This window comes from Aeromonas sp. 55A (genome assembly GCF_051919665.1).
GTDB classification, from domain to species: Bacteria; Pseudomonadota; Gammaproteobacteria; order Enterobacterales; family Aeromonadaceae; genus Aeromonas; species Aeromonas veronii.
Window position 1 is genome coordinate 1,372,268 of record NZ_JBQBEH010000008.1, and the last position, 12,733, is coordinate 1,385,000.

The following is a 12,733-nucleotide window of genomic DNA, read 5'->3' on the forward strand; positions in this document are numbered from 1 at the left end:
AGCCATTGTTTTTTTAGGGGAATCCATGGCAAGCAGTAATCAGAAACAGAGTCGGCGCGATCAGATCCTGCAGGCGCTCGCCCATATGCTGGAAACCAGTCCGGGTCAGCGCATCACCACGGCCCGTCTGGCGGCCGAGGTCGGCGTCTCTGAAGCAGCCCTCTATCGACACTTTCCAAGCAAGGCGCGGATGTTCGAGGGGCTGATCGACTTTATCGAGGATTCCCTGCTGTCACGGGTCAATCTGATCATGGCGGAAGAGAAGGACACCATGGCGCGCTGCCACCATATCCTGCAGCTGCTGCTGGTGTTCGCCGAGCGCAATCCCGGCATCACCCGCATCCTCAACGGCGATGCCCTGCTGGGTGAGCACGATCGGCTGCGGGATCGCATCAGCATCCTGTTCGACAAGCTGGAGACCCAGATCAAACAGGTGCTGCGCGAGAAGCGGCTGCGTGAAGGTCAGGGCTTCCAGCTCGACGAGACCATGCTGGCCAATCTGCTGCTGGCCTACACCGAAGGCCGCATCAGCCAGTTCGTGCGCTCCGAGTTCAAGCTCAAGCCGACCGCCGGTTTCGAAGATCAGTGGCAATTTATCCGCAGCCAACTGCTGCAGAGCTGATGGTTTTTTCGCGTCATTCAGCAAAAAGAAGGGAGGCTTTGGCCTCCCTTCTTTTTTGTGTCAGGTTTTTATGGCAGAAAAGAAGTACCAGATGCGACCCGTACTGTCGCGCTGCGGTGTTAGATTTATCCACCATAAACCTTTTAGAACCTGACAGGACATCCTATGGAACCCGAAATCATTACCGAAGCGCAGACCTGGCTGGTCAATAATCAGGGACTGCTGATCGAATACGGCGTCAATATCGCCGCCGCCCTGTTGACCCTGCTGGTCGGCTATATCGCTGCCAACCTCATCAGCGGTGGTGTGTTCAAGGTGATGCAAGCCCGCAAGCTCGATACCACGATTACCCACTTCGTCGGCAGCATCCTCAAGTACGCCATTCTGGTGTTCGTAGTGATCGCCGCACTGGGCCGGGTCGGGGTACAGACCGCCTCCTTCGTCGCCATTATCGGTGCCGCCGGTCTGGCCATCGGTTTCGCGCTGCGAGATTCACTCTCCAACTTCGCTGCCGGCTTCCTGCTGATCATCTTCCGCCCCATCAAGGCGGGCGAGTTTATCGAAGTGGCGGGCACTGCGGGTGTGGTGCAGTCCGTTCAGCTCTTTACCACCACCCTCACCTCCGGTGACAACAAGATGGTGGTAGTACCGAACTCCGCCATCCTCAACGGCACCATCGTCAACTACTCGCGCATGGATACTCGCCGCGTCGATATGACCTTTGGCATCGGCTACGGCTCCGACCTGCGCAAGGCCAAACAGATCCTCGAGCGTCTGGTGAGCGAAGAGCCGCGCATCCTGAAAGATCCGGCAGCCACCATCGCCGTTGCCGCGCTGGCCGACTCCTCGGTCAATATCGTAGTGCGCCCCTGGGTGAAAACCGCTGACTACTGGGGTGTCTGGTTCGACTTCCATGAGAAGGTAAAACTGACCTTTGATGCCGAAGGCATCGAGATCCCCTTCCCGCAGATGGTGATGCACATGCAAAAACCGCAGGCGTGATCGCGGTTCTGCTGCAACAGACAATGCCAGCCTTCGGGCTGGCATTGTCGTTTCTGGCCCCAGCCCATGGCAATGTCGATGCATAACCACGCCAACCGGATGAAAACAATTTCAGGCTATCGGGGTGGACCCAATCATGAGCAAGCGCAAGATCCACCTTGCTTTCGTGACACATAATCCCAATGTTCTGGTTGTATGCTCCCGACAGTGACCCATTGCGGTAAAAGACAATCGGTAAAAATCTGTTACACGGGCCGCCCGATCGGCTCGCTATAATGCTCGGATAATAAGGTTTGGCGGGACCTTGCCTGCAAGGTTCAAACACAACTTGGCATTTCAGGAATCCTATGAAAAATATCAATCCAACCCAAACCCAGGCCTGGCAGGCACTGGAAGCCCACTTTGCAGCAAACAAAGAGACCCGACTCAAGGATCTGTTCGCGCAGGACCCGAAGCGCTTTGACAAGTTTTCCCTTACCTTCGGCGGCGACATCCTGGTTGATTACTCGAAGAACCTGATCACCGAAGAAACCCTCAAGTTGCTGGTTGATCTGGCCAAAGAGACCGATCTTCGCAGCGCGATCGATGCCATGTTCAATGGCGACAAGATCAACATGACCGAAGGCCGCTCCGTACTGCACGTGGCCCTGCGCAACCGCTCCGACCGCCCCATCGAGTGCGATGGCAAGGACGTGATGCCGGAAGTGAACGCCGTACTGGCCAAGATGAAAGGCTTCTGCGAGAAGATCATCTCCGGCGAGTGGAAAGGCTACACCGGCAAAGCGATCCAGTATGTGGTGAACATCGGTATCGGTGGCTCCGATCTGGGTCCGGTGATGATCACCGAGGCACTGCGCCCCTACAAAAACCATCTGCAGATGCACTTCGTCTCCAACGTCGATGGCACTCACATCGCCGAGACCCTGAAGAAGATCGATCCGGAAACCACCCTGTTCCTGGTGGCCTCCAAGACCTTCACTACCCAGGAGACCATGACCAACGCCCTGACCGCCCGCGACTGGTTCATCAAGATCGCCGGTGACAAGGCCCACGTTGCCAAGCACTTCGCCGCGCTCTCCACCAACGGCAAGGCCGTGGCTGAGTTCGGTATCGACACCAACAACATGTTCGAGTTCTGGGACTGGGTTGGCGGCCGCTACTCCTCCTGGTCAGCCATCGGCATGCCCATCGCCCTGTCCGTCGGTTTCGAGAACTTCGAAGCCCTGCTGCAAGGCGCCTTCGAGATGGACATGCACTTCGCCACTGCCTCCTACGAGCAGAACGTGCCGGTACTGCTGGCGCTGATCGGCCTGTGGTACAACAACTTCTACGGTGCCGAGTCCGAAGCTATTCTGCCGTATGATCAGTACATGCACCGCTTCCCTGCCTACTTCCAGCAGGGCAACATGGAGTCCAACGGCAAGTACGTGGATCGCAATGGCAAGCCGGTTGACTACCAAACCGGCCCCATCATCTGGGGTGAGCCGGGCACCAACGGCCAGCACGCCTTCTACCAGCTGATCCATCAGGGCACCAAGCTGATCCCCTGCGACTTCCTGGCGCCAGCCATCAGCCACAACCCGATCGGTGACCACCATCCGAAACTGCTGGCCAACTTCTTCGCCCAGACCGAGGCACTGGCCTTCGGCAAGAGCAAGGAAGAGGTTGAAGCCGAGTTCCTGGCAGCTGGCAAAACCCTGGAGCAGGTCAAGGATCTGGTGCCGTTCAAGGTGTTCGAAGGCAACCGCCCGACCAACTCCATCCTGTTCAAGAGCCTGACCCCGAAAACCCTGGGTGCCCTGATCGCCATGTACGAGCACAAGATCTTCGTACAGGGCGCAATCTGGAACATCTTCAGCTTCGACCAGTGGGGCGTGGAGCTGGGCAAACAGCTGGCCAACAAGATTCTACCGGAGCTGGGCAACAACGAGGCTGTCACCAGCCACGACTGCTCCACCAACGGTCTGATCAACACCTGGAAAGCGTGGAAAGCCTGATTTATCGGGCCTTTCTGAATGCAAAAGCCCCGCTCGATGAGCGGGGCTTTTTTATGACTGTCGGGCTGATTTTTCTGGCTGGCCGGTCGGGTGTCCAGTCCGACCGGCGACGGGGATCGTCATCCCCGCCCCTTCATCATCCAGCCCGATGCGGGCTTAACCGCCAACGGCGATGCGTTTCATGTCCTTCATGTAACCGCGCAGTACCTGGCCGATTTTTTCGATCGGGTGGTTGCGGGTCGCCTCATTTGCCGCCAGCAGCGCCAGGTTATCCACGCTCTGCCCTTCCGCCTTGCTGGCACCCAGATCGCCCGCTTTCAGGGTCGGCATGAAGTGCTCGCGCAGCAACGGCACGGCTGCGTTGGCGAACAGGTAGTTACCGTACTCGGCGGTATCGGAGATGACCACGTTCATCTCGTACAGACGCTTGCGGGCAACGGTGTTGGCGATCAGCGGCAACTCGTGCAGGGATTCGTAGTAGGCGGACTCCTCGTAGATACCGGAAGCCACCATGGTCTCGAACGCCAGCTCGACACCCGCCTTGACCATGGCCACCATCACCACGCCATTGTCGAAGTACTCCTGCTCGGCAATCTTGCCTGCAAACGCCGGGGCGTTTTCGAAGGCCGATTTGCCGGTCTCTTCACGCCAGGTGAACAGTTTGACGTCATCTTCGGCCCAGTCGGCCATCATGCCGCGGGAGAACTCACCGGCGATAATGTCGTCCATGTGCTTCTCGAACAGCGGGCGCATCAGGGTCTTGAGCTGCTCGGAGAGCTCGAAGGCGCGCAGCTTGGCAGGGTTGGAGAGGCGGTCCATCATCAGGCTGATACCACCCTGTTTCAGGGCTTCGGTGATGGTCTCCCAGCCGAACTGGATCAGCTTGCCGGCGTAGGCCGGGTCTGTGCCTTCGGCAACCAGCTTGTCGTAGCAGAGCAGGGAACCGGCCTGCAGCATGCCGCAGAGGATGGTCTGCTCGCCCATCAGGTCAGATTTCACTTCCGCCACGAAGGAGGACTCCAGCACCCCGGCACGGTCGCCGCCGGTAGCAGAGGCCCACGCCTTGGCGATGGCCATGCCTTCGCCTTTCGGGTCATTTTCAGGGTGAACGGCGATCAGGGTCGGCACACCAAAGCCACGCTTGTACTCTTCACGCACTTCGGTACCCGGGCACTTCGGCGCCACCATAACAACTGTGATGTCGGAGCGGATCTGCTGACCCTCTTCCACCACGTTGAAGCCGTGGGAGTAGCCCAGCGCAGCGCCCTGCTTCATCAGCGGCATCACGGTTTTCACGACGTCGGAGTGCTGCTTGTCCGGAGTCAGGTTCAGCACCAGATCGGCGGTCGGGATCAGCTCTTCATAGGTACCGACCGCGAAGCCGTTGTCGGTGGCTTTCTGCCAGGAGGCGCGCTTCTCGGTGATGGCGGCCTTGCGCAGGGCGTAGGAGATATCCAGCCCGGAGTCACGCATGTTCAGACCCTGGTTCAGACCCTGGGCACCACAGCCCACAATCACCACCTTCTTGCCCTTCAGCACGTTGCAGCCGTCCGCGAACTCTTCGCGCTGCATGAAACGACACTTGCCCAGTTGGGCCAACTGCTGACGCAGGTTCAAGGTGTTGAAATAGTTAGCCATGGTGATTGCTCCGTTCGATTGATTCCATGCCGGATGGCGGCGTTGTCTGAACCACTATAGCGCGGGACACTTATTGCCTGAACTGATATATTCGAAACAGTACGTTGCAATAATTGAAACGTTAATCCTTCATAATTGCCTGCTGCATGTACCACGAGATGGCAGAAACAAGCCGCCAACCGCTGGATATCGGGCACACAAGCCGCGCCAGGAGCTGAAAGATGGACCTTCGCAATCTCGAGCTGTTTCTCCACCTCGCCGACTCCCTCCACTTCGGCAAGAGCGCCGATGCCATGGCGGTCAGCCCCTCCACCCTGAGTCGCGCCATCCAGCGGCTGGAGCAGGAGACCGGCTGTGTGCTGTTCGAGCGGGACAACCGCTCGGTGCGGCTCACCCCCGCCGGCGAGAAGCTGCGGGAGTTTGGCGGCGGCCTGTTGCAGGAGTGGCGTCAGCTCAAGCAGGAGCTCAAACGCAGCGATGAACCGCTGCAGGGGCGGCTGCGGGTGTTCTGCTCGGTCACTGCCAGCTACTTTCTGCTGCCCGAGGTACTGGAGCGCTTTCGCCGCCGCTACCCCCAGCTGGAGATCAAGCTGGAGACCGGTGACCCGGCGCTGGCGGTGGACAAGATCCTGGCCGACGAGGCCGATCTCGCCATCGCTGCCCGCCCCGATGCCCTGCCCGCCAAGCTGGAGTTCGCCAGCCTGCAGCAGGTGCCGCTGGTCTTTATCGCGCCGCGCAACTCCCCGCAACTGAACCAGTGGTTCCGTCAGGGAGAACCTGATTGGGAGCAGCTGCCTGTCATTCTCTCCGAGCAGGGGCTGGCCCGCAAACGCAGCGATCAGTGGTTTCGCAACAAGGGGATAGCGCCCAACATCTATGCCGAAGTGGCGGGTAACGAGGGGATTGTCGCCATGGTGGCGCTCGGCTGTGGCGTAGGATTGGTACCGGCGGCGGTGATCGACCACAGCCCGCTCGGCGACAAGGTGCGGATCATCGACCTCAAGCCAGCCTTCAAGCCATTTGATGTGGGGATCGGGGTGCTCAAGAAGCGGCTGGAAGAGCCGCTGATCCGCGCCTTCTGGGATACTGCGCAGAATCAGGGCTCACTGCGCTGACACCGGATTATAGATAAGGGCCGGATCGGCCATCATGACGCGACTGGGCTGCGGCAAGTCGGGGTTGTGCAGCTCGAGGCGCACCCGCTCATCCAGTTTCAGCCGCCGAATGGTGCGGCCAAATCCCTCTTCAAAGACCCGGTCAAAAGCGCCGGATTGCCGCGCCCGCAGCATGCCGAGCTCGATGCGCTGCGCCAGCTCCGGATAGTTGGGCGAGACGAAAAACAGCAGCGCCAGCGGATAGCGAAACACCAGACGGGGCTCGATGGCGAGATCCGGATGTTGCCTGAGCTCATCCTCGACCTCGATGACCGAGCGCAGGAAGCAGTCAAAGCGCTTCTTGCGCAGCATGTTGAAGAGCGCCTCATAAAGATTGCCCACCGTCACCTTGAGGCCGTTAGCCCGCAGCAACTGGGTGTCTGGCCAGGATCTGTGCTGGCCGATGGAGAGCCCGGCGTGATGCCAGTCCGCCAACGACTCGATCGCGGCAAAACGCCCCTCATCCCCCTGCCGAACCAGACACACCCGCCAGCCGAGCAGCCCCTTGGCCAGCGGAATGTGGATTGCCAGCAACTCCCGCTCTCGCTCACCATCCGGGGCAAAGACACCGATCTGAACCAGCTCACCGCTGCGCAGCTCCTTCACCGCCCGCCCCTGCTCCATCTGCGGGCTGGATACCAGCTGATAGGGGCCATATTCGGGCACCGTGAGATCGAGGGAGAGGCGCAGCAACTGGACGACGGCGGGGTTGGGATGATCCAGCAGCAGATTCCAGACGCGGATAGGCTGCTCGGTTGCCGATACGCCAACCGTCCACAGTGCCATGCACCACCACCAGACTCTGATCATCCTGCGCACCATCCGTGCCTCATGCTCCTCGCCATACTATAACGCCAGCCAGCACCTCAACGGCGCCCTCTCTGAAAGATGTGTGAGCGCTCTCGTGTCAAATCTCGTGTCAAAAGTGACAATAGGCAAACCCGGCAGGTCATCGCAGACTGGGCGTTCATCAGCAAACGCCAAGGCGCAGGGAGGAGAGCCATGAAACAGCATCTGGTAGAGATCAAGGGTTCAACCCTGTTTGACGAGTACCTGCAAAGCATGGGCGTGCCCAGCACGGCGCTCGACCGGGAGCAGGATATCTATCTGCAGGAACGCCACCTGGGTGCCATTCGCCGGGTGCAAGGCGAACTGCGCTTTTATCTGCGTGCCAATGCACTGAACAAACGGTGATCAGGAGCCGGTCACAGAACCCGCAGCAAAGGCATATTAGACTGGTATCTTCCCCCTTTTGTCGGGAGTGCCCATGAAAGCAAGCGGTCTGGATCGGCTGTTCAAACCCCAATCAATCGCCGTGATCGGCGCCTCGACCGACCCGCTCAAAGCGGGTCATGTGATCGTGCGCCACCTGCTGGCGGGCCAGTTCAAAGGGCCCATCCTCCCCGTCACCCCGCGCAACAAGTCCATCGCCGGCGTGCTGGCCTATCCCGACATCGCCAGCCTGCCGCTGACCCCGGATCTCGCCATCATCTGCACCAGGCGGGAGCGGGTCTTGCCGTTGCTGGAAGCGCTCGGCCAAAAGGGCGCGGGGGCTGCCATCATACTGGCCGCCGACTTTTCCCCCGAGGAGCGACTGGAGCTGAAACGGGTCTGCCAGCAATATGACATTCGCCTGCTCGGCCCCAACAGCATGGGGATGCTGCTGCCCGGCCAGGGGATCAACGCCAGCTTTTCCCCCATTGCTGCCAAGCCGGGGCAGGTCGCCTTTCTCTCGCAATCCGCCGCCGTCAGCACCACCATTCTGGATTGGGCCAAGCAGCATGAACTGGGCTTTTCCGCCTTCATCTCCCTAGGTGATCACTGCGACATCGACTTCGGCCAGCTGCTGGATCAGCTCTCCCGCGACAGCGTCACCCGCGCCATTTTGATCTACATGGACAAGTTGCACGACGCCCGCCACTTTCTCTCGGCAGCGCGGGCAGCCTCGCGCAACAAGCCGATCCTGGTGCTGAAAAGCGGGCGCCACGATCCGGCCCACGGCCTCGACAATGTCTATGATGCCGCCATCCGCCGCGCCGGCATGCTGCGGGTACGGGATACCCACGAACTATTCGCCGCGGTAGAAACCTTGAGCCACTCCATGACCCTCAAGGGAGAGCGGCTTGCCATCATCTCCAACGGTCGCGGGCTGGCCAATATGGCAGTGGATGTACTGCTGGAGCGGGGCGGCAAGCTGGCTCGCCCGCCGCTCGATATCGGCAGCGATGCCACCATCACCACCTATCAGGAGGCGCTGGACAACGTGTTGCAGGAGGATGGCATCGACGCCATCCTGATCATCCACGCCCCCTCGCTCACGGCGCCAAGCGCGCCGCTGGCCAGCCATCTAATCGTCCATCTGAAACAGCATCCCAGAGCGCGCCGTTTCAACATCCTCACCAACTGGGCGGGTGAATACTCGGCGCAGGAGGGGCGCAAACTCTTTACCGAGGCGGGCTTCCCGACCTACCGCACACCGGAAAGCGCCATGGCCGCCTTCATGCACATGGTGGAATACCGCCGCAACCAGAAGCAGTTGATGGAGACACCGGCGTCACTACATGGCAACCAGCTCAATGTCGAGCTGTGCCAGCAGCTGATCCGCCAGGCGCAGGAGCGCAAACAGCTGAGACTGGATACCCATCTCGCCCACCCCATCTTGCAGGCAGCCGGGCTCGCCACCCTGCCCACCTGGATTGTCACCGACGCCATCGAGGCGACCCTGACTGCCGAGCAGATAGGTTATCCAGTGGCAGTCAAACTCCGTTCGCCCGATATCCTGCACAAATCTGCCGTGCACGGAGTGGTGCTCAATCTGCGTACCTCGGCCGAAGTAGCGCAAGCTGCCGATGCCATTCTGGACAGGGTGAAACAGCACGATCCCGGCGCCCGTATTGAAGGGCTGCTGGTACAGCGCATGGCGCGGCGCAGCGGTGGCCTTGAGCTGCGGGTTCGTATCCAGCAAGATGCCATCTTTGGCCCTGTCATCCTGCTCGGTGAATCGGGCGCGGAGCCACAGGAGATGGTTGCGGCACTACCTCCACTCAATCAGGCGCTGGCCCGTTACCAGATCATCGGTGCGCTCAAGAGTCGCAAGATCCGTGAACATGCCACTCCGGATCGGCTGGATATCGATGCCCTCGGTCAAGTGCTCTGCCAGCTATCCGAACTGCTGCTCGCCTTCCCGCAAATACAGGAGCTGGATCTTCATCCGCTGCAAGCCTGTGGCACCGAGATGGTAGTGCTGGATGCCAGCGTCACGCTGGCCGACCCGGCACTTCCACCCGCCAGTCGGCTGGCTATCCGCCCCTACCCGACCGAGCTGGAGGAAGGGGCCTGGCTCAAGGATCAGAGTCATGTTCTGCTGCGCCCCATTCGCCCGGAAGATGAACCGGCTCACAAACAGTTCGTGCTGCAGGTTTCCGATGAAGACAGATACAAACGCTTCTTCGCCGACGTGGGTGAGCTGGGTCACGAAGAGTTGGCCCGCATGACCCAGATCGATTACGACCGCGAAATGGCCTTTGTCGCCGTAGGGCAGGATGGGGAACGCAAAGATCAGATTCTCGGGGTGGTGCGCGCCATCTCGACGCCGGATCTCAGCGATGCCGAATTTGCCATTCTGGTTCGTTCCGACCTGAAAGGACTGGGGCTCGGCAAACTGATGATGGAGAAGATCATCCGCTACGCCTGCGAACAGGGGATTGGTCAGCTCTCCGGCATGACCATGCCGAGCAATCGCGGCATGGTGACCCTCGCCAAACGACTCGGCTTTACCATTGATGTCCAGATGGAGGAAGGAGTAGTCAATATGGCCCTTCCCTGCGGGACTGTAGTTCGGTGATGGGGATGGGTGGCTGCGAGTAATCCAGTACCAATGGTTGCGAATCATCCAAAAATGACTGTGATTACATACCAAAAGGAGGGAATAGCGGGCCTGCCAGCGCCATCCCGCAGGCAAGAGCTACTGTTTAGTGGCTTCTGGATGCTGAAAATGCCAAAGCCCGGTCTGATAACCGGGCTTTGATGTCTATTCAGGCGTGCAACGCTGTGGCCAACGGGCAAATCGCCCATAGCAAAAAGGCCTTCCCAATCGGGAAGGCCTTCTATTTTGTGGCGGAGCGGACGGGACTCGAACCCGCGACCCCCGGCGTGACAGGCCGGTATTCTAACCGACTGAACTACCGCTCCGCATTCGGTTAGCTTGCGCTAAATTGGTTGCCGCTTCTTATGAGGTGTCATCCTCGCAGCCAGTGACGTGATTCTTCACATCACCGTTTAATTGGGTGCCTGGCAGTGTCCTACTCTCGCATGGCGAATGCCACACTACCATCGGCGCTACCGCGTTTCACTTCTGAGTTCGGCATGGGATCAGGTGGTTCCACGGCGCTATGGCCGCCAGGCAAATTCTTCAATCTGAGAAAGCTGATGTAAGTAGTTTCGTATTCGTTACAAGGCTCGAAACACTTCTTGGGTGTTGTATGGTTAAGCCTCACGGGTAATTAGTATGGGTTAGCTCAACACGTCGCCGCGCTTACACACCCCACCTATCAACGTTGTGGTCTCCAACGGCCCTTTAGGACCCTCAAGGGGTCAGGGATGACTCATCTCAGGGCTCGCTTCCCGCTTAGATGCTTTCAGCGGTTATCGATTCCGAACTTAGCTACCGGGCAGTGCCACTGGCGTGACAACCCGAACACCAGAGGTTCGTTCACTCCGGTCCTCTCGTACTAGGAGCAACTCCCTTCAATCATCCAACGCCCACGGCAGATAGGGACCGAACTGTCTCACGACGTTCTGAACCCAGCTCGCGTACCACTTTAAATGGCGAACAGCCATACCCTTGGGACCGACTTCAGCCCCAGGATGTGATGAGCCGACATCGAGGTGCCAAACACCGCCGTCGATATGAACTCTTGGGCGGTATCAGCCTGTTATCCCCGGAGTACCTTTTATCCGTTGAGCGATGGCCCTTCCATTCAGAACCACCGGATCACTATGACCTACTTTCGTACCTGCTCGACCTGTCCGTCTCGCAGTTAAGCTGGCTTATGCCATTGCACTAACCTCCTGATGTCCGACCAGGATTAGCCAACCTTCGTGCTCCTCCGTTACTCTTTGGGAGGAGACCGCCCCAGTCAAACTACCCACCAGGCACTGTCCGCGAGCCCGATTCAGGGCCCTGCGTTAGAACATCAAACATACAAGGGTGGTATTTCAAGGACGGCTCCAGCGCAACTGGCGTCACGCCTTCAAAGCCTCCCACCTATCCTACACATGTAGGTTCAATGTTCAGTGCCAAGCTGTAGTAAAGGTTCACGGGGTCTTTCCGTCTAGCCGCGGGTACACCGCATCTTCACGGCGAATTCGATTTCACTGAGTCTCGGGTGGAGACAGCATGGCCATGGTTACACCATTCGTGCAGGTCGGAACTTACCCGACAAGGAATTTCGCTACCTTAGGACCGTTATAGTTACGGCCGCCGTTTACCGGGGCTTCGATCAAGAGCTTCGCTTGCGCTAACCCCATCAATTAACCTTCCGGCACCGGGCAGGTGTCACACCCTATACGTCCACTTTCGTGTTTGCAGAGTGCTGTGTTTTTGATAAACAGTCCCAGCCATCTGGTCACTGCGACTCCCAACTGCTCCATCCGCAAGGGACTTCACTGTCAAGAGCGAACCTTCTCCCGAAGTTACGGTTCTATTTTGCCTAGTTCCTTCACCCGAGTTCTCTCAAGCGCCTTGGTATTCTCTACCCGACCACCTGTGTCGGTTTGGGGTACGATGACTTGTAATCTGAAGCTTAGAGGCTTTTCCTGGAAGCAGGGCATCAATGGCTTCCACACCGTAGTGTGTTCGTCTCGTGTCTCAGTGTTGTGTCTGCGGATTTGCCTACAAACACCACCTACGCACTTTCACCAGGACAACCGTCGCCTGGCCCACCTAGCCTTCTCCGTCCCCCCATCGCAATTACAAGTCGTGCAGGAATATTAACCTGCTTCCCATCGACTACGCCTTTCGGCCTCGCCTTAGGGGTCGACTCACCCTGCCCCGATTAACGTTGGACAGGAACCCTTGGTCTTCCGGCGAGGAGGCTTTTCACCCCCTTTATCGTTACTTACGTCAGCATTCGCACTTCTGATATCTCCAGCATACCTCTCGATACACCTTCGCAGACTTACAGAACGCTCCCCTACCACTCACACATAAGTGTGAATCCGCGGCTTCGGTGCCTGGTTTGAGCCCCGTTACATCTTCCGCGCAGGCCGACTCGACTAGTGAGCTATTACGCTTTCTTTAAATGATGGCTGCTTCTAAG

The 12,733-nt window shown here is 58.8% G+C and carries 8 protein-coding genes, 1 tRNA gene and 2 rRNA genes (1 of these 11 only partly in view); 6 read left to right on the plus strand and 5 right to left on the minus strand.

Annotation, left to right across the window (positions count from 1 at the left end):
- Positions 1–25 precede the first annotated feature (25 nt).
- The 3 genes from slmA (at position 26) to pgi (ending at position 3,621) form a co-directional block, all read left to right on the plus strand.
- Positions 26–622, plus strand: a complete 597-nt coding sequence (gene slmA, locus ACTG2G_RS10425) for a nucleoid occlusion factor SlmA (protein ID WP_005339495.1) — start codon at positions 26–28, stop codon at positions 620–622.
- 165 nt (positions 623–787) lie between these two features.
- Complete coding sequence (locus ACTG2G_RS10430) at positions 788–1,624, plus strand: mechanosensitive ion channel domain-containing protein (RefSeq protein WP_019446533.1); 837 nt, start codon at positions 788–790, stop codon at positions 1,622–1,624.
- A 347-nt stretch (positions 1,625–1,971) separates the two neighbouring features.
- The gene (gene pgi, locus ACTG2G_RS10435; RefSeq protein WP_421387962.1) at positions 1,972–3,621 is read left to right on the plus strand and encodes a glucose-6-phosphate isomerase; all 1,650 of its coding nucleotides are present in this window, start codon (positions 1,972–1,974) and stop codon (positions 3,619–3,621) included.
- A gap of 156 nt (positions 3,622–3,777) precedes the next feature.
- Here the strand turns inward: pgi and ilvC are convergent, their stop codons facing one another.
- Positions 3,778–5,259, minus strand: a complete 1,482-nt coding sequence (gene ilvC / locus ACTG2G_RS10440; RefSeq protein ID WP_005355979.1) for a ketol-acid reductoisomerase — start codon at positions 5,257–5,259, stop codon at positions 3,778–3,780.
- 221 nt (positions 5,260–5,480) lie between these two features.
- Here ilvC and ilvY point away from each other — a divergent pair, with 221 nt between their 5' ends.
- Entirely contained in the window at positions 5,481–6,374 is an 894-nt protein-coding gene (gene ilvY, locus ACTG2G_RS10445; RefSeq protein WP_421387967.1) for an HTH-type transcriptional activator IlvY, read from the plus strand.
- Here ilvY and ACTG2G_RS10450 read toward each other — a convergent pair.
- The gene (locus tag ACTG2G_RS10450; protein WP_421387968.1) at positions 6,363–7,223 is read right to left on the minus strand and encodes a hypothetical protein; all 861 of its coding nucleotides are present in this window, start codon (positions 7,221–7,223) and stop codon (positions 6,363–6,365) included. The two genes, ilvY and ACTG2G_RS10450, sit on opposite strands and share 12 nt — an antisense overlap.
- A gap of 192 nt (positions 7,224–7,415) precedes the next feature.
- On the opposite strand from ACTG2G_RS10450, the gene ACTG2G_RS10455 reads away from it, so the two are divergent.
- Together ACTG2G_RS10455 and ACTG2G_RS10460 are read left to right on the plus strand one after the other, a co-directional pair.
- Positions 7,416–7,607 carry a hypothetical protein gene (locus ACTG2G_RS10455; RefSeq protein WP_005339486.1) on the plus strand — a complete coding sequence of 64 codons (192 nt, stop codon included), beginning with the start codon at positions 7,416–7,418 and terminating at the stop codon, positions 7,605–7,607.
- A gap of 73 nt (positions 7,608–7,680) precedes the next feature.
- Positions 7,681–10,257: a bifunctional acetate--CoA ligase family protein/GNAT family N-acetyltransferase gene (locus tag ACTG2G_RS10460; RefSeq protein ID WP_421387970.1), complete on the plus strand. Its 2,577-nt coding sequence runs from the start codon at positions 7,681–7,683 to the stop codon at positions 10,255–10,257.
- A 270-nt stretch (positions 10,258–10,527) separates the two neighbouring features.
- Here the strand turns inward: ACTG2G_RS10460 and ACTG2G_RS10465 are convergent.
- The 3 genes from ACTG2G_RS10465 to ACTG2G_RS10475 form a co-directional block, all read right to left on the minus strand.
- Positions 10,528–10,604 (minus strand) — tRNA-Asp (locus ACTG2G_RS10465).
- A gap of 97 nt (positions 10,605–10,701) precedes the next feature.
- A 5S ribosomal RNA gene (rrf, locus tag ACTG2G_RS10470) occupies positions 10,702–10,816 on the minus strand.
- A gap of 78 nt (positions 10,817–10,894) precedes the next feature.
- A 23S ribosomal RNA gene (locus ACTG2G_RS10475) occupies positions 10,895–12,733 on the minus strand; it runs 1,051 nt beyond the window's last position.

Excerpts from the sequence above, each read along its gene's own strand:
- ilvY (WP_421387967.1), top strand. The coding sequence starts at position 5,481 with ATGGACCTTCGCAATCTCGAGCTGTTTCTCCACCTCGCCGACTCCCTC.
- ACTG2G_RS10455 (WP_005339486.1), top strand. The coding sequence starts at position 7,416 with ATGAAACAGCATCTGGTAGAGATCAAGGGTTCAACCCTGTTTGACGAG.
- ACTG2G_RS10460 (WP_421387970.1), top strand. The coding sequence starts at position 7,681 with ATGAAAGCAAGCGGTCTGGATCGGCTGTTCAAACCCCAATCAATCGCC.
- slmA (WP_005339495.1), top strand. The coding sequence starts at position 26 with ATGGCAAGCAGTAATCAGAAACAGAGTCGGCGCGATCAGATCCTGCAG.
- ilvC (WP_005355979.1), bottom strand. The coding sequence starts at position 5,259 with ATGGCTAACTATTTCAACACCTTGAACCTGCGTCAGCAGTTGGCCCAA.
- ACTG2G_RS10450 (WP_421387968.1), bottom strand. The coding sequence starts at position 7,223 with ATGATCAGAGTCTGGTGGTGGTGCATGGCACTGTGGACGGTTGGCGTA.
- ACTG2G_RS10430 (WP_019446533.1), top strand. The coding sequence starts at position 788 with ATGGAACCCGAAATCATTACCGAAGCGCAGACCTGGCTGGTCAATAAT.
- pgi (WP_421387962.1), top strand. The coding sequence starts at position 1,972 with ATGAAAAATATCAATCCAACCCAAACCCAGGCCTGGCAGGCACTGGAA.